The following is a 19838-nucleotide window of genomic DNA, read 5'->3' on the forward strand; positions in this document are numbered from 1 at the left end:
TGGCTCGATGCAGGGTCGGGCGCCCCTATTCGCGATCTCGCTCTCGCTCATCGGCTGCGGCAGCGACGCGGAAGCACCGCGCCAGAAGACGGCGTGTGACGACTTCGGCTTCAGCGATCGCGGCGAGGTGCGCAGCTTCGTCGTCGGCCACAGACAGACGCTCGCCGACGCCGAGAGCTACGCCTCGTTCGAGGCCTCGTACCGGCGGCACCTCGACGCCATCGAGCCCTGTCTCTCCGACAAGCGTCCCAACCTGATCGTCTTCCCGGAGAACGCCGCCCTGGGGGCGTTCGTGCTCGGTTCCCGCGCGAAGGCGGCGCGCGCGAAGCAGACCAGCCTCGAGGCCTTCGTCACGGTGCTGGACGCGTACTCCGACCAGTACGTCCACTACAAGACCGAGCACCCGACCCTCACGCTGCGCCGTCATTTGCTCCTGGCCCTCACCGACGTCACCTGGCGCGCGTTCTCCGAGACGTTCGGGGGCATCGCCAGGGACCACGGCGTCTGGGTCATGGCCAACGCCGACGTGGCTCCGGCGAAGAGCACGACCGATCCGGCGCTGGTGAAGGCGCTCGGCGATCCGGAGGCAGCCGATCCGAGCGTGGCCTTCGTGCCCTCGGTGCCGAACGCCTACAACTCGGCCTACCTGTTCGACCCGAACGGCGAGGTCGCCGGCCGCGTGGACAAGGTGTTCCTGGTGGACTCCGAGGAGGCGGACCTCGAGCTGGTGAACGGCGCCTTCGCCGAGATGCCGGTGCTGGAGACGCCCTTCGGGCGCATCGGCGTCGCCACCAGCCGCGACGCCTTCTACCCGCCGTTCATGCAGCGCCTCGAAGACCTCGAGGCGGATCTGGTGGTCCAACCCGAGGCCTTCAGCGGCTGGACGGTGGAGCAGGAGCCCGGCGACTGGCTGCCGGACGTGTTCCTGTCGAGCGGCTGGCTGCACACCCAGAAGCACGCTGGCTTCCGCCACAGCCTGAACCCGGTCTTCACCGGGAACTTCTTCGATCTCCTGTTCGACGGTCAGGCGCACATCACCGAGCGCGCGCGTCCGAAGGCCGGGCTCGGCGCCTACGTCGGACAAGATCCGCTGCCGGGGTTCCTCCGAGTGGGGCCGTGGGTGGAGCCGGATCCAGGGCTCGCCGCCCCGGAGCGCTCACTCGCCGAGCGACGCGAGAAGCTCCGCGCCACCGGCGTCGCTCTCCTGCCCGGCTCGGGCGCGCCGAACGAGAACGGCTACGTGGACAGCCTGATCGCGGCGGATCTCGAGCTCGTGGCGAAGCCCGTGAAGGTCGAGCGTGACCCGAGCCTCTCGGAGAGCCGCGCCGTCGCGCCCTTCGAGGCCGGCCAGCAGCGCGCGGCCGACGTCGGCGCGGACGGCAAGGGTGCGGCGGTGGTGGTCTGGCAGGACTCGCGGAGCGGCACGCCGCGTGTGTTCGCGGCGCGCAGCGGCGACGGCGGGCAGAGCTTCGGCGAGCCCTTCGAGCTCGAGGCCGGCGGCACCGAGCCCCAGCGACGCCCTCGGATCTGCAGCGATGGCACGCGGGTCGGCGTGGTGTGGCAAGAAGGCGCAGCGGGCAAGGAGCAAGTCCGCGCCGCCCTCGCGGCGAGCGCGGGCGCCGACTTCGAAAAGCCCGTCGCCGTCGCGCCGGGCGCCGGCGCAAAGTGGTGGCCCGACTGCGGCTTCGTCGGGTCCGGCGATCTGGTGGTGGTGTGGAGCGACTTCGAGAGCGGTGTGGCGAAGCTCCGCCTGGCGCGCCGCGCGGCGGGGCAGGGCGCGTTCGAGGCCGCCGTCCCCGTGGATCCGAGCAGCGACGCCGAGCCTCGCGTGGAGGGCTCGCAGGTCCAGGCATCCATCAGCCAGACCGGAGGTCACCTCGCCTGGCTCGACTATCGCGAGCGCGCCTGGGACGTGTACGTCGCGCGCTTCGACGGGACGAGCTTCACGCCGTCGAAGCGCATCGATCCGCCGGGCGCTGCCCCCGAGACCGAGCGACTGAACGGCGAGCCGGAGATCGCGGCCGATGGTGCTCGCGTGCTCGTCACCTGGTCGGATCTGCGCGGCCGGCGCGGGCACTCGGACGTGTCGTTCGCCTGGAGCACCGACGGCGGCCAGAGCTTCGGCGCCAAGAAGGACGTGCCCGGCGGCGTCGCGTCGGAGCTCAGCAGGAGCTCGGGGGGAACCGCCATGCCGCGCTATCGTCCCGCCGTCGCGATCGGCGCCTCGGGCGCCGATCTGGTGTTCCAGGATCTCTCGCCGGACAAGAGCGCGATCTTCCGGAGCGCGCTCTCGACGACCGGCGAGGCCAGCCCGCCCGTGCGACTGGACGACACCGCGGCAGCTCCCATCAGTCTGACTCAACCCCGCGTGGCCCGCGCCGGCGCCGCGCTGCTCGTCGTGTGGTCCGACGAGCGCACCGGCGCGAGCCGCATCTACGCATCCCGGATGGAGTGAGCCATGTCGATCCTGCGCACCTCAGTCGAAGACCGCGTCGCGACCCTCACCCTGAACCGTCCTGACCGGCTCAACGCCTACACGGTGGAGATGGGCATCGAGCTGTTCAGCGCGCTGCATCGCCTGGATCAGGACGACGCCGTGCGCGCCATCGTCGTCACCGGCGAGGGGCGCGCGTTCTGCGCTGGCGCCGATCTGGAGTCCGGCGGCGCGACCTTCGCGCGCGAGCGTGCCTGGCAGGCGGCGCGCGAGCTCGAGGAGAAGACGCGGCCCTGGGTGCTCAGGACCCCGGTGATCGCGGCCATCAACGGCCCGGCCGTCGGCATCGGCGCCACGCTGCCGCTCCAATGGGACATCCGCATCGCCTCCGAGCGCGCGAAGATCGGCTTCGTGTTCGTGCGCCGGGGGATCTGTCCGGAGGCCGGGAGCACCTGGATCTTGCCGCGACTGGTCGGCGCCGCGCGGGCCGCGGAGCTGCTCCTGACCGGCCGCATCCTGAGCGCGGACGAGGCGCTCGGCTTCGGCATCGTGAGCCGGGTCGTGCCCCACGAGCAGCTGATGGAAGTCGCGCTCGGCATCGCGCGGGACATCGCCGAGAACACGGCGCCGGTCTCGGTGGCGGTCACCAAGCGGCTGCTCTGGCACCAGCTCGGCGAGACCGATCCGGCCGCGGGCAAGGACTACGAAGACCTCTGCTTCGACTGGATCGGCAAGCAGCCCGACGCCGCCGAGGGCGTGCTCTCGTTCCTGGAGAAGCGCAAACCCGACTGGAAGATGCCGAAGAACGCCGAGCTGCCGGCGGAGCTCCGCCGGCGCTGAGCGCCTCACCCGCGCGATACCGGCGGCGCAGGCGGCAGGCCGTCGGTCTCGAAGCGGAGCCGCGCGTCACCGAAGCCGAGCAGGTCGCCGTCCTCGAGCGCACGATCGCGGAGGGGGTCCATGCGCTCGCCGTTGACGGTCACGGTGTTGATGCTGCCGCCGTCGTTCACCCACCAGCGGCCGTCCTTGAAGTCGATGCCGCCGTGGTGCTTGCTGACGCCCGGCCTGGACAGGCACACGTCCGCGCGCCGGGTGCGGTTGATGCGGTAGCGCCAGGTCGGAGCGCCGTACAGCTCCCCGGCGTCGTTCTCCGGCGTCGCGGCGAGCGCCCAGATCTGCCCCGTGTCCAGGTCGATCACCCGCGCGGCCATGACTCTGACGAGGATAGCATCGCGACGAAAGCGCGCCGGCGGCGGGAGGAGTCGCGTGGACGCACTTCGACGGAGACCGGAAGGCGAGGTTCGACGATACTCTCGCGACTCCCGCCCACCGGGGTCCCGAGCAAGGAGAATTCAATGGGTACGTTCGTTCATCACGAGCTCAACACCAGCGATCCGACGGCAGCGAAGAAGTTCTACAACGGGCTCTTCGGATGGACCTTCCAGGACATGAAGATGCCGGACGGCAGCGTCTACAGCATGTTCACCACCGGAGATAACGAGGGCGGCGGCATCCAGAAGCACCCGATGCCGGGCGCCCCGAACGCCTGGCTCCAGTACGTGGGGGTCGCGTCCGTCGAGCAGGCGATGGCCAAGGCAGCGAAGCTGGGCGCGAAGGTCATCGTCGACTTCATGCCGGTGCCTGGTCACGGCGCGTTCGGGGTCTTCGCGGATCCCACCGGCGCGACGTGCGCGGTCTGGGAGCCGTCGGCACGGCCCGCCACGAAGAAGGCGGTCAAGAAGAAGGTGGCAAAGAAGACCGCAAAGAAGCCGGCGGCAAGGAAGACCGCGAAGAAGCGTCCGGCGAAGAGGGCCGTGAAGAAGAAGACGCGCTAGCGGAGGCGGCGGCGAGGGCGGCGGTCCCAGAGCACGATCGCCGTCGAGGTCTTCACACACGTCCGACGAGCGACGCGGGCAAGAGCCCATCGTCGCGGGCGGCGGTCCGCTGAGGGTGATTCGGGTGCAGGGCGACGAACTCTGGGATGTCTCGGGTGCGCGCCGGTAGCTTGGGGGCGCTGCCGCGACGGTAGCCAGAGAAGCGAAAGCCGAGGGCGTACGAGCGCGCCCGCGCCGAGCGCTGTTTCCGGGGAAGAACCTGCTCACTTCGAACCGAATTCGAAGTCCTTCGTCGCCTTCTTCGGCGCGGCCTTCTGGGGCGCGGGCTCGAGGCTCGAGCCCTTCTCCGGCGCCATCTTCTTCACGTCGGGCGGTGCGGGCTTCGGTAGTGGCGGCGTCGTGGCGGAAGGCTGCGGCGCCGGGACCGGCGCCGGATCAGGGCTGGGCGCGGGCGCGAGACCGCGAGCGGCCGCGGCGCGCGCCTCTTGGATGGCCGACGCCTCGTCGCCGACGGGATCGATGGCCTTCGCGCGATCGAGACCCTCGAGGCACGGGGTGAAGTCGCCGGCCTGGCAGCGCTCCAGGGCGACGCGGCGGAGCTCGCGGGCCTGCTCGTCCGGCGCGACCTCCCGCGCGATCTCCTGGGGCGCCGGCTGCACCCGGCTCTTGAGCCACGCCCAGAGCAGCACGCCGAGCACGAGCAGCGTCGCGGCAGCCGCGAGCTGCTGCGCCCAGCGCGACCGGAAGTACTTGCGCATGCGCGACACCCGCTGCCGCACGCGCGGCGCGGGGAGCTGGGCCTCCTCCGCGATGTGCTCGAGCTTCTCGCCGTCGCCTTCGCGCAGCATCCACTCCAGCGTGCTCTTGGCGCCCTCGGCTTCGGGCAGCTCCCCTTCCGCCCAGCGCAACAGCTCGCGCGCGCTGAGCGGCGCGCTCTCCGCTGAGGCCTCGTCCGCGACGCCTTCCTTCGGCAGCTCGCGTCCACCGCGACGGTGCACGTCCACGATCTTGTTCTTGGCGATACCGAACACCCAGCGGCGGAGCTCCTCGGCTTCGCTCGGAGCCTCCCGGGCCGCGAACGCGTCGGCCAGCGTCGCTTGCACCACGTCTTCCACGTCGGGCTCGGGCACCCGCCCGCGGACGAAGCGAACCAGGCCGGAGCGGAGCTCCGGGGCCGCGAGCAGGGTTCCGCGGTCGGTGAGCGAGGGCATGGCCATGTCGATGATCCTGGGCCGTCATCGGCGCCGGAAGCATTTCTGTGACCCCGCACCCCAGGACTCACCGTAAGCTCCGGAGCTCGCAAGGAATTTCATGGGCGACGAGTGGCGCGTGGAGCAGCTGGTGCCCGGCGGCGACGGCATGGCGCGGCTCGCGGACGGGCGCGTGGGGTTCGCAACGGGCGCGTTCCCGGGTGACCGCATCTGCGTTGGGCGTCACACAGAGCACGCGAGCTGGGTGCGGGCCGAGGAGTGGACGTTGCTCGAGCCTTCGGCGGATCGAGTCTCGCCGCCGTGTCCGGTCGCGGACGCCTGCGGGGGCTGCGAGTGGATGCCGCTCGGGCGGCCCGCGCAGGTGATCGCCAAGTCGTCGCTGGTCCGCCAAGCGCTCCGGCGCACCGGCGGCCTCCACGACTTGCCCGAAGAGCTACCGGTGCGGACCGCTGGTCCGGATCTCGGTTATCGCAACCGCCTGCGCCTGCACGTCCAGCGCGGCAAGGTCGGCTTGTTCGCGCGCCGCTCGCACGACCTCGTGGAGATCCCGGGCTGCGTGGTCAGCGATCCGGCCATCGACGTTGCGCTCGGGAGGCTCCGTGAGCTCGCCGCCCGCACGCCGGGCGCGCTCGCGCGTTGGAGCGAGCTGGAGCTCCGCGTCGCGCCGCTCGGCGCTCCGGTGTCGGTCTGGCTCCTGCCGAGGGAGGAGCGCGCGCCGAGCGCGGCGGAGCGCGAGCTCCTCGAGGCCTTCGGCCGCGAGTGGCTCGTGGTCGAAGCCGGTGGCTCCGCCGCCGATCAGCGCTGGCCCTTGCCGGGCGGGGTGGAGCTCCACGCCCCACCCGGCGGCTTCGTGCAGGTCAACTGGGCGGTCAACCTCGAGCTCGTGTCGGCCCTGGTGGAGGGTGCGCGAGAGCGCGGGATAGCGAGCTTCGTCGAGCTCTACGCGGGCGCCGGCAATTTCACGCTGCCGCTGCTCCGCGCCGGCCTCACGGGCGTCGCGATCGAGCACGCCGGCGCGAGCATTCGAGCTGCGCGGCGGGCGGCCCGCGCGCAGGGCATGAGCGACGACGCCTTCGTCGCGGGTGATGCCCCGCGGGAGCTCGAGCGCCGAGCGAAGCAGAAGCCCGACCTGGTGCTGCTCGACCCGCCGCGCACCGGCGCCCGAGAAGCCGTGAAGCCGCTGCTCGCGCTCGGGCCGCGGTTCATCGCCTTCTGCGCCTGCGATCCGGTGACCTTGGCCCGAGACGTGAAGATGCTCGCGGCCGCCTACGCCCTCGACTCCGTCACGGCGTTCGACATGTTTCCGCACACTCACCACGTCGAGACCCTGCTCTGGCTGCGGAGGCGGGGCGCCTAGGCTCGACTCGGGCCCACCGACTCGGGCAAGATGCGCGCCCCATGTCGAAATGGCGCACGCACCCGGACCACGACACCAAGGGCTGGCCGCCTGGCGTCCCGTACATCATCGGCAACGAAGGCTGCGAGCGCTTCAGCTTCTACGGGATGCGCTCGATCCTGACTTTGTACATGGCGGACGTTCTGTACAAAACCCATCCGCTGTTCGAGTCGGCGCCGAAGGACTTCGCGAAGGAGCACTACCACCTGTTCGTGGCAGCCGTTTACGCCTTCCCCATGATCGGCGCGATCCTGGCGGATCGGCTGATCGGCAAGTACCGCACGATCTTCTGGCTCTCGCTGGTGTACACCGCCGGGCACGGGGTGCTCGCCGTCGGCGAGGGCTCGGTCTGGGGCCTGTGGCTGGGGCTCGGGCTCATCGCCGTCGGTTCCGGCGGCATCAAGCCGTGCGTCTCCGCCAACGTCGGCGACCAGTTCGGCCGCTCGAACTGGCACCGCGTGCGCACCATCTACCAAGCGTTCTACTTCATCATCAACTTCGGCAGCTTCTTCGCCACGCTGATGATTCCGTGGATCTGGAAGCGCTGGGGCATCAGCCTGGCGTTCGGCATCCCGGGCATCCTGATGGGCATCGCCACCTTCGTGTTCTGGCTCGGCCGCGCGAAGTTCGTGCACGTGCCGGCCAAGCCCGGCGGCACGCTCGGTCTGCTCGATGCGCTGAGCTCCACGGCGCTGTTCATGGCCGTGGGGCACTTCTTCTTCACGGCCGCGCAGCCGCTCTGGGTACAGATCGCGTCCAGCGTCGGCGCGCTCGCGGTGGGCCTGGTACTGTTCGAGATCCGGCAGAAGAAGGCGCCGGACGACGGCTTTCTGGCGGTGCTCTGGTTCGCCGCCAAGCGCTACTTCGGCCGGGCTGGCAAGAGCGCCGAGGAAGCCCCCGCGGTGGAGGCCGACGCCGCTGACGCGGCGCTCAGCGAGGAGATCCGCGAGCGCCGGAGGAAGCTCTCCGCGAGCCGGTTCTTCGGTCCCGCCGTCAAGCACTTCGGCGTGGGGACCGTGGAAGGACCGGTGGCCGTGCTCGGCATCATGACCGTGTTCTTCCTGGTCAGCATCTTCTGGGCGCTGTTCGATCAACACGGGTCTTCCTGGGTGATCCAGGCCAAGGCGATGGAGCGCGTGGTGCCGCTGTTCGGCTCCGAGCCCATCGACCCGCAGCAGGTGGCCGCGCTGAACCCGCTGATGGTGATGATGCTCATCCCCTTCGTGAACTACGCGCTCTACCCCGGGGTGGAGAAGCTGGGGTTCAAGGCGACGCCGCTCCGGCGCATGACCGCCGGCATGCTGGTGGCCGCCGCCTCGTTCGTCGCGGTGGCCATGATCCAGCAGCGCATCGACGTCGAGGGAGTCGGCAAGGTCCCCATCGAGTGGCAGCTCGTCCCCTATCTGATCATCACGCTGGCGGAGGTGCTCGTCTCGGTCACCGGTCTCGAGTTCGCCTACACCCAGGCGCCCAAGCGCATGAAGAGCACCATCATGGGCTTCTGGCTCTTGACGGTGACTGCCGGCAACGTGCTGGTCTCCATCATCGCCAAGATCAAGCTGCCGGAGGCGCAGTTCTTCTGGGTGTTCGCCGGGCTGATGGCCGGCGCAGGCCTGCTCTTCGGCCTGCGTGCCTACTTCTACAAGCAGCAGGACTTCATCCAGGACTGACGCGGGAGCGCGCGGGCTCCGGCGCGCGGCGCTGTCGCCGCGCCGGCGAGGCCCCGGAGAGCACGCTGACGGCGCCGCCCACGTCCAGCCGCGCCGTGTGCAAAAAGCCGCGCACGGCGCGATCGATCAGCGTGGCCAGCGTCTTCATCCGGTGCAGGCGCGTGAGCACGTCCGGCGGCACGTCGCCGGACGCGCGGGCCAGGCGCTCCGCCCGCTCCAGATCGGCCTTCACGCCGTGGACGAGCTTCGACTCGCGCTCCTCGATCACGCGGCCGACCATCCGCATCAGATCGGTCTCCGCCCGGAAGTGCCAGGAGGCGTCCTCTCGCGAGCGCACCCGAGACACGACGCCCCACTGCTCGAGCTCGCGGGTGACCATCGACACCGCGCCCTTGGACAGCTCGAGCGCCTCCTGAAGCTCCAGGGCCGTCATCTCGCGACCGCGCAGGTAGAGCAACGCCCAGACCCGGCCCTGATTGCGCTTGAAGCGCCAGAACTCGATCACCGTGCCGACGGATTCGACGACCAGCGCCTCCCACTCGGAGATGGGAGCCGAGCCGTTCGACGCGGCGCGTGGGCCTTTCACGGCGTCCTCACCCGTCGCGGATCCGAGAGCAGCGACTCGGCGAAGGCCCAGATCAGGTCCACCGCCGGATGCCCTGCGTCTGGAGCCAGGGCGGTGCGGGCGTCCGCCACGTCGCGCAAGACGGCGTCCAACGTGCGATCGACGGCGCGGGTGTCGAGCACGGCCTCGCCGAGCTGCCGCGCCGTCTCTGCCGACACCGGCAGGGCGCTCCACGCCTCGCCGAAGCGGCCGGCGAGCGCCGGGTGCTCCTCACACGCGAGCAAGACGGGGAGCGAAGGGTTCCGCTCCTTGATGTCGCCGTAGCGGTCCTGGTTCTGATCGACCAGATCGCCGAGGTCGTCCTGCATCTGGAAGGCCATGCCCAGGCTGCGAGAGGCCGCCTCGAAGCGGCGCGCTCGAGCCAGATCCCCCGACAGGATGCCGGCGGCGAAGCCACACAGGCCGAACAGCGCGGCCGTCTTGCCCATCGCGACCTCGCGCCAGCCGGCGGCGGAGAGCGAGGCGTCGCCCCGCACCTCCACCTCGCGCACGGCGGCGCGGGCCATCTCCGCCACGACCTCGGCGGCGCGCGTGCTGAGCGCCTGCGGGTAGCGCGCGAGGCGCACCAGCGCGCGCGACAGCAGGTGATCTCCCGCCAGCACCGCCACCACGTTGCCGTGGCGCGCGTTGACCGTGGGGACTCCGCGCCTGAGCTCGCCCTCGTCGACCACGTCGTCGTGGAGCAGGCTGGCGGAGTGGATCAGCTCCACCGCGACGGCGGCGTCCACGAGGGCGTCCTGCGGCGCACCGGCGACCTGGCCGAGCAGCAGCGTGAGCTGCGGCCGCGCGCGCTTCGCGCCGTGGGTGATGCAGAGGTGCCGCTCCGCGGCCTTCAAGAGGCCCGTGGACGGTCCGTCGAGCTCCCGCTCGAGCGCCCGCTCGATCTCCCCCAAGTCCACCCGGTCGCGAGCGGCGGCCTGTGCCGTTTCGACGGCGCTCATGCTCATTGGAGGGCATGTAGTTCAAGACCGCTTGAACTGCAAGACGCGCAGACCGCGGCCGATTGGGCCGGATTTTCCCCGTCAGTCGCCGTCGCGCCCGCGCCGCGCGACCTTCTTGCGCAGTCGCTCGAGGGCCGCGTAGAGCTTCGCCTGCTGCTTCGGGGTGATCGACTTGGCTACCTCGTCCATCTCCTTGTCGCGCAGGGCGTTCAGCTTCTTCTGCGTCGAGCGGAAGCCGTCGATGCTCTTCTTGTACGCGGCGTCGTCGTTGCTGTCGCTCTGGAGCAGAGCTCGCAGCTCGCGCCGGTGCTCCTGGTGTTGGCGTTGCAGCTTGCGTCGCTCGGGCTCGTACTTCAGCAGGATCTTCTGCACCTCTTCGGCCTTCTTCTCGTCGAGGCCGACTTCCTGGCGCAGGATCCTGGTGCGCAGCTGCTTCAGCCGCTGCTCGACCTTGGCGCGCTTGTCCTCTCCGCCTTTGCCCTGCGCGCTCGCGGGCAGCGCCGCCAAGATCAGCGAGAGCGCTAGCAGAGACTGAATCAACACCCGAGTCATCAGCCGTCCTCCAGGAACGAGCCCGTCGCCACAAGCCAGCCGTCCAGCTCTGCCTCGTCGGCGTCTTCGAGGGGCCCGGACAGCTCGTCGATCCCGAAACCCTCGTCGGAGTAGCCGAAGTCCGCCACCGTCCCGTCGTCGTCCGTGGGCTCGGACGGGCTCTCGGCGATGGGAGCGGCCGGCGCCGTGGCCAGTGCGCTCGCCACGAGCGTGGGAGCCGGTGCCCGCGTCGTGGCGCTGCCGGCGACCGGGGCCTCTTCCACCCTGCCGCGCAGCACGAACACCGCGAGGGCGCCCGCCGCCACGGCGAAGACCGGAGCCCAGGCGAGCCAGCGCGGCCGCCGCCCGCGTGCCGGGACGTCGGCGGCGCGCGCGCGGAGCTTCGTGAGCTGAGCCCCGCTCGGCTCGTCGGCGGTGGCGTCGAACAGCGCCTTGAGCTCGCGCTCGTCCCGTTCGTGGTCCTGGTGGGTCATGGCTCTCTCGAGGTCTCCTCTTCCGTGACGAGGTCCAGAAGCTGCTCGCGTAGCTCCTTCAGCGCCATGTGTACCAGCACCCGAGCCGAGCCTTCGGTGGTGCCCACGGCCTCCGCGATCTCCTTGTACGAGAGCTCCGCGTCGAGTCGGAGCATGGCCACCGCGCGGCGCTTCTCCGGCAACTTGGCGAGCGCTTCGCGGACGCGCACGGCGGCCTGGCTCGCGCGCACCAGCTCCGCGGGACCGGGCATGCCCTGCGGCGCTTCCGAGCCCTCCTCGCGAGCGTGCCGGCGGCGCTCGCCGCGGAGCAGCGTCTGCGCGCGACGCACGGCATAGGCCGCGAGGAACGCGCGGAACGAGGTGCCCGGTTGGTAGGTCGAGAGGCGCTCGAAGGCCAAGGTCAGCGCGTCCTGCACCGCGTCCTCCGCCAGCGCGCGGTCGCCGCAGGCGCGGGCGGCGATGCGGTAGACCACCGGTAGGTGAGGCTCGACCAGACTGGCGAACGCCCGGCCGTCGCCGTCCAGCGCGCGCGCGATGAGCTCGTGCTCGAGCGACACGCCCGGGAGCTTTTCATCGGAGCGGGCTGTCTCGGTCACGAAAACGCCAGGGCAGATGCTTTGCGACACTTCGGAGGCTAGATGCCGCCGGCCCCCACCGGCGTTAGTCGCCTCGAGGCAAGCCCCGGCAACTCTTTGGAAATCAGCGACCCTGGAAGGACGGCGGGCGCTTCTCCAGGAAGGCGGCCAGGGCCTCGCCCAGATCCTCGGAGGCCAGGAAGGCCGAGTTCCACGCGGCCACGAACTCGAGCCCCTCGGCGACGCTGCGACCCTCGCCGAAGTCCATCACCCGTTTCACTCCGCGCACGGTGAGCGGAGCGTTCGCGGCGATCTCGTGGGCCAGGGCCTCCGCGCCGCTCCGCAGGGCGGCCGGATCCGCGAACACCTGGTTGACCAGACCAATGCGCTCCGCGCGTTCGGCGTCGATGTCCTTGCCGGTGAAGGCGAGCTCGCGGGCCTGTCCCTTGCCCACGACCAGCGGCAGGCGCTGGAGCGTGCCGATGTCCGCGACGATGGCGATCTTGGTCTCGCGAACCGAGAAGCGGGCGTCGCTCGTGCAGAGACGCATGTCGCAAGCGGTGATCAGATCGACGCCGCCGCCGATGCACCAGCCGTGGACGGCTGCGATCACGGGGACCGGACAGCTCGCCACCTTGGTGATCTGCGCCTGGAGACGCAAGATCGTACGGTTCAGCTCCAGACGCACCGCGGCCGTGCCGCCTTGCAGGCTCGGGCCCAGCTCCGCAAAGGCCGCGGGCAGGTCGAGCCCGTAGGTGAAGTGCTTGCAGTCCGAGCGCACGATCACCGCGCGCACGTCGGCGCGGGCGGAGATTTCGTCGAACGCGGCGCCTAGCTCGTCGAAGAAGAGCGGAGGCATGGTCGGCTTCTGCAGCACGACGCTCACCACGTGTTCGTTTCCTTCGATGCGCAGCGTCTCGGGCATGGCAGACTGCCGCATACCCCATGCGAGCGGATCTGGCCATCGTCGGTGCTGGTACGGCGGGAGCCGCCTTGGCTTCCATGGCGGCGAAGCGCGGCCTGCGCGTGCTGTGCCTCGAGCGACGCGCCGCCAAGGAGGCAGGCGCTCGCTGGGTGAACGGCGTGCCCGGCTGGGCGTTCGACGCCGCCGGCGTCGCGCGGCCGCGCGGCGAGGAGCTTTTCGGCAGCGGTCACGAGCTGCACCTGCTCGCCGGCTTCGGCCCGCGCCGCCTGGCCATCCGTGGCCACGACGTGCTCGAGGTGGACATGCGTCACCTGGTCGAGCGGCTCCAGAACGACGCGCGGGAGCACGGCGCCACGATCTTGGAGGGCGTGCGCGTCACCGGCTTCGATGGTCGCGCGCTCGACACCAGCGCTGGCCGGGTGAGCGCCCGCTGGTTCGTGGACGCCTCGGGGCTCGCCGGTGCCCGACTGCTCGAGCAGCCGCGCGTCGGCAAGCTCGACCTGTGCTCCGCAGCGCAGGAGGTCCGCGCCGTGACGGATCTGGCGGCGGCGCGCGCGTTCTTCGACAGACACGAGGTCGGCGCGGGCAACACCGCCTGCTTCACGGCGGTGGCCGGCGGCTTCTCGGTGATCAACGTGCGCCTCTCCGGCGATCGCGTGGGCGTGCTCACCGGCAGCATCCCGGGCGCAGGTCAACCATCCGGCCGCGAGCTCCTCGACCGCTTCGTCGCGGAGCAGCCTTGGATCGGCGCGCCGCTGTTCGGCGGCGCTCGCGCCATTCCGCTCGTCCGTCCCCTCGACGTGCTCGCGCGGGGTAACGTCGCGCTGCTCGGCGACGCCGCCGGTCAAGTGTTCTCCGCTCACGGCTCTGGCATCGGCGCAGGCATGGTCGCGGCGCGGCTGCTCGCGGACGTGCTCGGCGAGGGGCGCGACCTGCACCAATACGCGGTGGCGTGGCACCGCGAGCTCGGCGGGCTCTTCGCCACCTTCGAAGCGTTCCGGCGCTTCTCGCAGCGGCTGTCGGAGCGCGATCTGGACCGAATGATGCAGAGCGGGCTGCTCAGCGAGCAGGGCGCGCGCGCCGGGCTCGAACAGCGCCTGCCCCGACCGAGCCCGGGCGTCCTGGCGAGCGCGCTCCGGGGTGTGGTCACGGAGCGGCGGCTGGCGCTCCGACTGGCGCCGGCGCTGGCCAAGGGGGCGGCCGCGGCCGCGCTCTACCGGCGCTACCCCGAGGACCCTCGGGCGCTGCCCGAGTGGTCGGCGCGGCTCAGCCGCCTGCTCGACTGAGGAAGCGCTCGATGGCCTGGAGGATGGCCGCGTCCTCGTCGGCCTGCGTGCGTCCCTGCTGCCTGAGCAGGGTCTTCGTCACCAGGAGCGAGTGATCGCCGCCCTCCACGACGTGGAGCTCCGAGCGCGCCGTCATCTTGGCTCGGGTCTCCTCGAGGCGCTCGAGCGGGCAGAGCTTGTCGCGGGTTCCCTGCACGAACAACACGGGCGTCCGGAGCGCGAGCAGGACCTCGTCGCGGATCTTGCCGTTCTGGCCGACGAGCGGATAGCCGAAGCAGACCAGCGCCGAGACGGCGACGTCGCCGCCCGCCGCGACGTGGCAGCCGACTCGCGACCCCATGCTCTTGCCGGCCAGCACCAGGGGGAGCTCGCGTCCCGCGAGCGCGCCTTGAATCGCCTCGCGATGCGCTGCGATCAGCACCGGCAGGCGATCCGGCCGCTTGAGACCCCGAGCCATGTAGGGAAAATCGAAGCTCGCGACCTCCCCGAGGGTCTCGAGCCGCGTGCGCCAGCCGCGCATCCACTCCGACGACGACGGCGCGCCGGCGCCGTGGGCCAGCACGAAGAGCGGGCGCATCGCCGGGGAGGCTCGCAGAATGGTGCGGGCGCGTCGAGCGTTTGCCCCTGAAGAAGCCGACGACGAGGCGCGGGCGAGGTGTCAGGTCCATCGAAATCCGAGCTCCAGCTGCTGCTCCGCGCGGGCACGCCGCTGGCTCTGGCGAGCCTGGTCCAGACGCTGGTCGGCACCATCGCGGTCGCCGTGGCGGGACGCCTCGGGGAGGGAACGCTGGGCGCCGTCGGGTTGGGCTCCGCCGTCTACTTCACCGTTGCCGTGCTCGGAGTGGGCGTGCTGCTCGGCATCGATCCGATCGTGACGCAGGCCGTCGGGCGCGGCGACACCGAGCACGCGCGGCGGGCGCTCGCACAAGGACTCGTCCTCGCGCTGCTGCTCTGCCTTCCGCTGGGCGTGCTGGCGACCCGAGTCGTCGCCGGTCTGCACGGGATCGATCTCGCGCCGGAGACCTTGGGTTCCGTACACGCCTACGTCTGGGGACGCCTGCCAGGCCTCGCCCCGTTCCTGGGCTTCGTGGTCTTGCGCAGCAGCCTCGCCGCGGAGGGCCGAACCGGCCATGTGCTGACCGCGGCCGTGGCCGCGAACCTGTGCGTGCTCGCTAGCGCGCCCGGGTTGGCGGAAGCACACGGCCCGCTCGGGATCGGCTGGGCGGAGAGCCTCGGCGCTTGGGTCCAGGCCGTGGTGCTCCTCGGGTGCGTGCGCCCGCGCGGTCTGCTCCGCCTGGTCGGACGCCTCGAGCTGATCGTGCCGATGCTGCGCGTCGGAGTGCCGGTGGGGCTCGCGCTGGTCCTCGAGTACGCGGTGTTCGCCGGTGTGAACCTGCAAGTCGCGCTGCTCGAGCCCGCCGCGCTCGGCGCTCATCAGGTGGCGATCACCTGGGTCGGCACGCTGTTCATGTTGCCGGTGGGTTTCGGCGGCGCTGCGGCGGCGCGGGTCGGGCAAGCGCTGGGCCGAGGGGATGTGGCGTCCGCGCGGCGTGCTGGTGTGGCCGCGCTGGCGATCGCTGTGGGATTCGGCGCGGTCGCGGCGCTGCCTTTCCTGACCATCCCGCGCCTGCTCGCGTCCTGGGTGACCTCCGACCCTCATGCCATCTCGCTCGCGCTGCCGCTGATGGGCGTCGCTGCGCTGGCGCTGGTCGCGGACTCGGCGCAGGCCGTGCTCGCCGGCGCGGTCCGTGGCGCGGGTGACACGCGCTTCGCGCTCCTCGCCAGCTTGCTCGGGCACTACGGCCTGGGCCTGCCGGTCGGCTTCGTCCTGGCGACGCGAGGCGGGCTCGGAACCACCGGATTGTGGCTCGGGCTCAGCGTGGGCCTCGGCAGCGTTGCGCTCCTGCTCGCCCTGCGCTTCATTGTCGTGATCGCGCCGCTTGGCCGGCGCGCCGAACGATGCGAGCCCCGCTCTCGAGAGAGCTCCTTGCCCGCGCCTTGGCCGGGCCCGGAGTGTTCCCCGCACCCGAGCCTTGGTCCGGAGACTTCGCGGCTGCATCCGTAGTGGTCCCGGTGCGGCTCGGCGAGAGCCCCAGCGTGGTCGTGGTGGTGCGCGCGGCGACGCTCTCGGAGCACGCCGGCGAGCTGGGCTTTCCCGGTGGCAAGCCCCATCCCGGCGAGCCGCTGGCGGAGGCCGCATGTCGCGAGCTCGAGGAGGAGCTGGCCGTATCGGCCGAGAATGTGGAGCTCCTGGGCTCCCTGACGCCCATCCCGGTCGTCACCGGAAAGTACCTGATCACACCCTTCGTCGGGGTGATCGCCCCCCGCGCCTCACCGCGCTTGGCGTCGCCGGAGCTGGTCGAGCTCATCGACGTGCCCATCGAGCCGTTCTTCAGCGGCGAGCGGCCGATCTTCGGGTTCTTCACCCACTTTCGCGGTGATCCGTTCCTGCTCCCGCACTTCCGCTTCGGCGAGCGCGTGCTCTTCGGCGCCAGCGCCGTGATCCTGTTCGAGCTCTTCGCGCGCTTGGCCCGCGAGATCGGCGTGTCCTTGCCAGAGCTGCAGATCGAAAAGGATCGCCCCTGGGGTACGCGCTACCCTCCCTGACCCGATGGACCCCATCGTCCGCATGTCCGCCACCGAGCTCGCCGGTCGCATCCGCACGAAGGAGCTCGGGCCGGTCGAGGTCGCAGAGGCGCACATCCGTCGCGTCGAGCAGGTGAATCCCGCCCTGAACGCGGTCGTCGCGGAGCGCTTCGACAAAGCCCTGGACGAGAGCCGCGCGGCCGAGGCGCGCTTGATGCGCACGCCGGCCGCGGAGCTACCGCCGCTCTTTGGCGTGCCCTGCACCATAAAGGACTTCTACGCCGTCGAGGGGCTGCCCCAGACCGGCGGGCTCTGGCTGCGCAAGGACGCCATCGCCACGGAGGACGCCGTGGTGGTGCGGCGCGTGCGCGACGCCGGCGCCATCGTGCTCGGGGTGACCAACGTCCCGGAGGGTGGCCTCTGGCTCGAGAGCCACAACCGCGTCTACGGCCGGAGCAACAACCCGTGGGACCTCCGGCGCACGCCAGGAGGCAGCAGCGGAGGAGAGGGCGCCATCGTCGCCGCCGGAGGCTCCGCGTTCGGCATGGGCTCCGACATCGGCGGCTCGATTCGCCTGCCCGCGGCGTTCTGCGGCGTCGCGGGTCACAAGCCCACCGGGCGCATGGTGCCGAGCACTGGGCACTGGCCGCCGCTCGAGGGAGCCCTCCGCGGCTATCTCGCCTGCGGCCCCATCGCACGTCGGGTGGACGACCTGATCGCGGTGTGGAAGCTCGTCGCTGGACCGGACGCGGCGGGCTTCACGCAGGCCTGGGAGCTCGGCGATCCGGCGGCGGTGGACCTCACGGGTGTCAGCGTCTTCCCGCTGCACGAAGGCGGCGTGAAGGTGGAGCCCGCGCTCGGCGCGGCCCTCGATCGCTCTGCGCACCTGCTCGAACGACGCGGCGCGCGCATCGAGCGGCTGCGACCCGACCTGTTGCGCGAGGCCATCTGGGTCTGGGGCGCGATGATGTCGGCCGAAGAGGGCCCGAGCTACGCGGAGCTGGTCAGCGGCGATCGCGACATGTCCGTGCTGCGCGAGCTCATGAAGCTGCCCCTCGGCCGTTCCCGCCACACCGGGCCAGTCCTGGCGTTGATCCTGGGCGAGCGGTTGATGAAGCGCTTCCCCAGCAAGCAGAACCAACGCCTGCTCGAGCTCGGTAGGAGCCTGGGCCGTGAGATCGAGGACACGCTGGGCGACCGCGGCGTGATCCTGCACCCGCCGTATTCGCGCTCTGCGCCGCGGCACGGCGCGCCCCTGCTCCGGCCCCTGGATCCGGGGTTCACCGCCATCTTCAACGTGCTCGAGCTGCCCGCGACGCAGGTGCCGACGGGGCTCGACTCGCGCGGGCTCCCGGTGGGCGTGCAGGTGGTCGGCGCGCGGGGCCGCGATCACCTGTGCCTGGCGGTAGCGAAGGCGCTGGAGGAAGAGCTGGGCGTCTTGACTCCCATCGACCCGCGCCCGGCCCACCACGCCGCGGCGGCGAGGAGAGGATAGGAGCGCAGCAGCGGGCTGCGAAGGCCGCTCGACCCACTCGCGCGGCTCGCCCTCACCGGTTCTTCTTGTGCCTCGCGATCACCAGGAAGCTCAGTGCCTCGCTCTCGTCCGGCAATACGTAGTCCAGAGCTCGGGACGAGCCGCTCACCAGCGCCATGGCCGGCACCACCCACGGCACCGCCCAGAACCGCATCGAGTCCGTCGTCTGGCGCTCGTGGCCGAGCTTGCCCAGAGCCTGCCCGACCCCTTGCAGCCGCGCCACCCGGAACGCCAGAAACGAGTTGAGCTTGTGCCCGAGCACGCTCCACAGGCTGCCTTGGGCCGTGATCTCGGAGATCTCCAGCCCGGCCTGGTCCAGCATGTCGCGGAGGCCGTGGGGGGTGAAGCGGAAGTAGTCGTGTGGCTCCTCGTGGAGCCGGAACGAAAACGGCGCGCTCACGATCAGGATCCCGTCTGGGCGCAGGACGCGCGCCATCTCGTGGACCAGTGCCTGCGGCTTGGGCGTGTGCTCGAGCACCTGGATGTTCAGTAGCGTGTCGAAGCTCGCGTCGTCGAACGGGATCGTCACCCCGTCGTAGTAGACGTCGGGTCGCGACTCGTGGGACGCCGAGCTGGTCTCGGCAAAGGTCGCCTCGTGCTCGAGGCCGATGTATTCGTTCACGAACGGGCTGAAGATCTTCTGGTACGGCTTCTGTCCGCAGCCCACGTCCAAGAGCCGCCCCCGCGCGCGCGGAGCGACCTCCGCGAGCTGCCGGACCATGATGGCCCACTGCAGATCGACGAACGAGGAGAGCTGGCGGAGAGCCCAATTCACCCCGGGCAGGGTCAAGAGGCGTTTGGACATTCGCTGATTGGTCGTTTCATCATCGGCGACAAGCGACGACCGGCGCCAGGGGATTTTATGGCGGGGAAGGAGCTCGGTGAGTGTGACCGGGCTGCGCTGACCCGGATTGTCGACCGTCGCGGCAGCCGTCGCTCGGACCGAGGCCGAGAGCGTCGTCGGCCGTGCTCGCGCGTCCGCAGTCAGGGCCGTTCGAGCTCTTCCCGCAAGAGCTCGAAGTAGCGGGTCCGGAGCGGCGCCGGGATTCGGTGCCCCACTGCCGGGAAGGTCTCGAGCCGGGCGTCGAAGCCGCGCGCGTGGAGCGCGTCCACGCCGGCGCGGGTGGGCGCGAGCGGGACCAGGTCGTCGGTCTCGCCGTGCAGCGCGATGATGCGCACAGCCGGTCGCCCGGCGTCGAGCCCTGGCCAGAGCGGCGGCGGAAGGACGCCACCGATGGGGAGCGCCGCGCGCACGCGCCCCGGGTGCCGCGCGGCGATGGCGAAGCTCAGCATGCCGCCCTGGGAGAACCCCGTGACGATGGGCTTGCCCTTGGAGGGATGCCGTGCCTCGAGCACGCCCAGCATCGTCACCACGCGTTCGGCCGCCGTCGCGATGCCCCGCGAGCGCAGCTCGTCGCCGTCGTTGGCCCGAAACGGAAACCACGAAAAGCCATCGCCCCAGGGATCCGGCGCGCGCAAGAGCACGATGCGAGCTTTGCCTGCGAACCCAGCGTACAGCTCGCCGAAGGCCTCCGGTCGATCGCCGAGGCCGTGCATCGCGACGAGCAGCGGCAACGGCTCGTTCGCCCTCGCCCCGCCGCTGCTGCGCTCGAGGTATTCGAGCGGCGCGGGCTGCGCTGCGGGCTTTGCAGCGCTCGCGGCTGGGGCCGGGCTGGGCGCAGGCGCGCTCGAGTTGCACGCGCAGGCGATCCCCGAAAGCAGGAAGAGGAAGACCGGGGGGATTTGCGCGAGCCGGGGGAGCCGCATGGTGCCGCCGGCTATTTTGGGCTAATCT

Annotated in this window: 20 protein-coding genes; 9 read left to right on the forward strand and 11 right to left on the reverse strand. The window is 71.1% G+C overall.

Features of this window, described 5'->3' with window-relative positions; translation table 11 throughout:
* Positions 1 to 7 precede the first annotated feature (7 nt).
* Both HS104_36775 and HS104_36780 read left to right on the forward strand, forming a co-directional pair.
* The gene (locus HS104_36775; GenBank protein MBE7485511.1) at positions 8 to 2455 is read left to right on the forward strand and encodes a hypothetical protein; all 2448 of its coding nucleotides are present in this window, start codon (positions 8 to 10) and stop codon (positions 2453 to 2455) included.
* Between the two features lie 3 nt (positions 2456 to 2458).
* Entirely contained in the window at positions 2459 to 3274 is an 816-nt protein-coding gene (locus HS104_36780) for an enoyl-CoA hydratase/isomerase family protein (protein MBE7485512.1), read from the forward strand.
* 5 nt (positions 3275 to 3279) lie between these two features.
* Here the strand turns inward: HS104_36780 and HS104_36785 are convergent, their stop codons facing one another.
* Positions 3280 to 3645, reverse strand: a complete 366-nt coding sequence (locus HS104_36785) for an FHA domain-containing protein (protein ID MBE7485513.1) — start codon at positions 3643 to 3645, stop codon at positions 3280 to 3282.
* 144 nt (positions 3646 to 3789) lie between these two features.
* On the opposite strand from HS104_36785, the gene HS104_36790 reads away from it, so the two are divergent.
* Positions 3790 to 4269, forward strand: a complete 480-nt coding sequence (locus HS104_36790; protein ID MBE7485514.1) for a VOC family protein — start codon at positions 3790 to 3792, stop codon at positions 4267 to 4269.
* Positions 4270 to 4532: 263 nt separating this feature from the next.
* On the opposite strand, the gene HS104_36795 is transcribed toward HS104_36790, so the two are convergent.
* A complete protein-coding gene (locus tag HS104_36795) occupies positions 4533 to 5486 on the reverse strand; it encodes a sigma-70 family RNA polymerase sigma factor (GenBank protein MBE7485515.1) in 954 nt (317 codons plus the stop codon).
* A gap of 94 nt (positions 5487 to 5580) precedes the next feature.
* On the opposite strand from HS104_36795, the gene HS104_36800 reads away from it, so the two are divergent.
* Positions 5581 to 6837 carry a class I SAM-dependent RNA methyltransferase gene (locus tag HS104_36800; GenBank protein ID MBE7485516.1) on the forward strand — a complete coding sequence of 419 codons (1257 nt, stop codon included), beginning with the start codon at positions 5581 to 5583 and terminating at the stop codon, positions 6835 to 6837.
* Positions 6838 to 6878: 41 nt separating this feature from the next.
* Positions 6879 to 8546 (forward strand): MFS transporter, encoded by a 1668-nt coding sequence (locus HS104_36805; protein ID MBE7485517.1) that lies wholly within the window; start codon positions 6879 to 6881, stop codon positions 8544 to 8546.
* On the opposite strand, the gene HS104_36810 is transcribed toward HS104_36805, so the two are convergent.
* The 6 genes from HS104_36810 to HS104_36835 form a co-directional block, all read right to left on the reverse strand.
* Positions 8533 to 9132 (reverse strand): MarR family transcriptional regulator, encoded by a 600-nt coding sequence (locus tag HS104_36810; protein MBE7485518.1) that lies wholly within the window; start codon positions 9130 to 9132, stop codon positions 8533 to 8535. The two genes, HS104_36805 and HS104_36810, sit on opposite strands and share 14 nt — an antisense overlap.
* Positions 9129 to 10112, reverse strand: a complete 984-nt coding sequence (locus tag HS104_36815) for a polyprenyl synthetase family protein (GenBank protein MBE7485519.1) — start codon at positions 10110 to 10112, stop codon at positions 9129 to 9131. The genes HS104_36810 and HS104_36815 overlap by 4 nt, the downstream gene beginning before the upstream one ends.
* Positions 10113 to 10193: 81 nt before the next feature.
* Positions 10194 to 10664 (reverse strand): periplasmic heavy metal sensor, encoded by a 471-nt coding sequence (locus HS104_36820; GenBank protein MBE7485520.1) that lies wholly within the window; start codon positions 10662 to 10664, stop codon positions 10194 to 10196.
* Positions 10664 to 11137, reverse strand: a complete 474-nt coding sequence (locus tag HS104_36825; protein MBE7485521.1) for a hypothetical protein — start codon at positions 11135 to 11137, stop codon at positions 10664 to 10666. The genes HS104_36820 and HS104_36825 overlap by 1 nt, the downstream gene beginning before the upstream one ends.
* On the reverse strand, positions 11134 to 11694 hold the full coding sequence (locus HS104_36830) for a sigma-70 family RNA polymerase sigma factor (GenBank protein MBE7485522.1): 561 nt from the start codon (positions 11692 to 11694) through the stop codon (positions 11134 to 11136). The genes HS104_36825 and HS104_36830 overlap by 4 nt, the downstream gene beginning before the upstream one ends.
* A 142-nt stretch (positions 11695 to 11836) precedes the next feature.
* Complete coding sequence (locus HS104_36835; protein MBE7485523.1) at positions 11837 to 12652, reverse strand: crotonase/enoyl-CoA hydratase family protein; 816 nt, start codon at positions 12650 to 12652, stop codon at positions 11837 to 11839.
* Between the two features lie 5 nt (positions 12653 to 12657).
* On the opposite strand from HS104_36835, the gene HS104_36840 reads away from it, so the two are divergent.
* Positions 12658 to 13923, forward strand: coding sequence for an NAD(P)-binding protein (locus HS104_36840; GenBank protein MBE7485524.1), 1266 nt, complete (start codon positions 12658 to 12660; stop codon positions 13921 to 13923).
* Here HS104_36840 and HS104_36845 read toward each other — a convergent pair.
* Positions 13904 to 14500, reverse strand: coding sequence for an alpha/beta hydrolase (locus HS104_36845; GenBank protein MBE7485525.1), 597 nt, complete (start codon positions 14498 to 14500; stop codon positions 13904 to 13906). The two genes, HS104_36840 and HS104_36845, sit on opposite strands and share 20 nt — an antisense overlap.
* A 78-nt stretch (positions 14501 to 14578) precedes the next feature.
* Here HS104_36845 and HS104_36850 point away from each other — a divergent pair, with 78 nt between their 5' ends.
* From HS104_36850 to HS104_36860, 3 genes are read left to right on the forward strand one after another with little or no spacing between them, the layout of a single operon-like run.
* Positions 14579 to 15988: an MATE family efflux transporter gene (locus HS104_36850; GenBank protein ID MBE7485526.1), complete on the forward strand. Its 1410-nt coding sequence runs from the start codon at positions 14579 to 14581 to the stop codon at positions 15986 to 15988.
* Between the two features lie 8 nt (positions 15989 to 15996).
* Positions 15997 to 16530: a CoA pyrophosphatase gene (locus HS104_36855; protein ID MBE7485527.1), complete on the forward strand. Its 534-nt coding sequence runs from the start codon at positions 15997 to 15999 to the stop codon at positions 16528 to 16530.
* Between the two features lie 13 nt (positions 16531 to 16543).
* Positions 16544 to 18004 carry an amidase gene (locus tag HS104_36860; GenBank protein MBE7485528.1) on the forward strand — a complete coding sequence of 487 codons (1461 nt, stop codon included), beginning with the start codon at positions 16544 to 16546 and terminating at the stop codon, positions 18002 to 18004.
* Between the two features lie 52 nt (positions 18005 to 18056).
* On the opposite strand, the gene HS104_36865 is transcribed toward HS104_36860, so the two are convergent.
* Positions 18057 to 18848 carry a methyltransferase domain-containing protein gene (locus HS104_36865; GenBank protein MBE7485529.1) on the reverse strand — a complete coding sequence of 264 codons (792 nt, stop codon included), beginning with the start codon at positions 18846 to 18848 and terminating at the stop codon, positions 18057 to 18059.
* A gap of 179 nt (positions 18849 to 19027) precedes the next feature.
* A complete protein-coding gene (locus tag HS104_36870; GenBank protein ID MBE7485530.1) occupies positions 19028 to 19810 on the reverse strand; it encodes an alpha/beta fold hydrolase in 783 nt (260 codons plus the stop codon).
* Positions 19811 to 19838 lie beyond the last annotated feature (28 nt).

Source organism: Polyangiaceae bacterium (genome assembly GCA_015075635.1).
Lineage (GTDB): Bacteria > Myxococcota_A > Polyangia > Polyangiales > Polyangiaceae > JADJKB01.

Coding starts and splice junctions, on each gene's coding strand:
- HS104_36775 (MBE7485511.1), top strand. CDS start 8: ATGCAGGGTCGGGCGCCCCTATTCGCGATCTCGCTCTCGCTCATCGGC.
- HS104_36780 (MBE7485512.1), top strand. CDS start 2,459: ATGTCGATCCTGCGCACCTCAGTCGAAGACCGCGTCGCGACCCTCACC.
- HS104_36785 (MBE7485513.1), bottom strand. CDS start 3,645: ATGGCCGCGCGGGTGATCGACCTGGACACGGGGCAGATCTGGGCGCTC.
- HS104_36790 (MBE7485514.1), top strand. CDS start 3,790: ATGGGTACGTTCGTTCATCACGAGCTCAACACCAGCGATCCGACGGCA.
- HS104_36795 (MBE7485515.1), bottom strand. CDS start 5,486: ATGGCCATGCCCTCGCTCACCGACCGCGGAACCCTGCTCGCGGCCCCG.
- HS104_36800 (MBE7485516.1), top strand. CDS start 5,581: ATGGGCGACGAGTGGCGCGTGGAGCAGCTGGTGCCCGGCGGCGACGGC.
- HS104_36805 (MBE7485517.1), top strand. CDS start 6,879: ATGTCGAAATGGCGCACGCACCCGGACCACGACACCAAGGGCTGGCCG.
- HS104_36815 (MBE7485519.1), bottom strand. CDS start 10,112: ATGAGCGCCGTCGAAACGGCACAGGCCGCCGCTCGCGACCGGGTGGAC.
- HS104_36820 (MBE7485520.1), bottom strand. CDS start 10,664: ATGACTCGGGTGTTGATTCAGTCTCTGCTAGCGCTCTCGCTGATCTTG.
- HS104_36825 (MBE7485521.1), bottom strand. CDS start 11,137: ATGACCCACCAGGACCACGAACGGGACGAGCGCGAGCTCAAGGCGCTG.
- HS104_36835 (MBE7485523.1), bottom strand. CDS start 12,652: ATGCGGCAGTCTGCCATGCCCGAGACGCTGCGCATCGAAGGAAACGAA.
- HS104_36840 (MBE7485524.1), top strand. CDS start 12,658: ATGCGAGCGGATCTGGCCATCGTCGGTGCTGGTACGGCGGGAGCCGCC.
- HS104_36845 (MBE7485525.1), bottom strand. CDS start 14,500: ATGCGCCCGCTCTTCGTGCTGGCCCACGGCGCCGGCGCGCCGTCGTCG.
- HS104_36865 (MBE7485529.1), bottom strand. CDS start 18,848: ATGTCCAAACGCCTCTTGACCCTGCCCGGGGTGAATTGGGCTCTCCGC.
- HS104_36870 (MBE7485530.1), bottom strand. CDS start 19,810: ATGCGGCTCCCCCGGCTCGCGCAAATCCCCCCGGTCTTCCTCTTCCTG.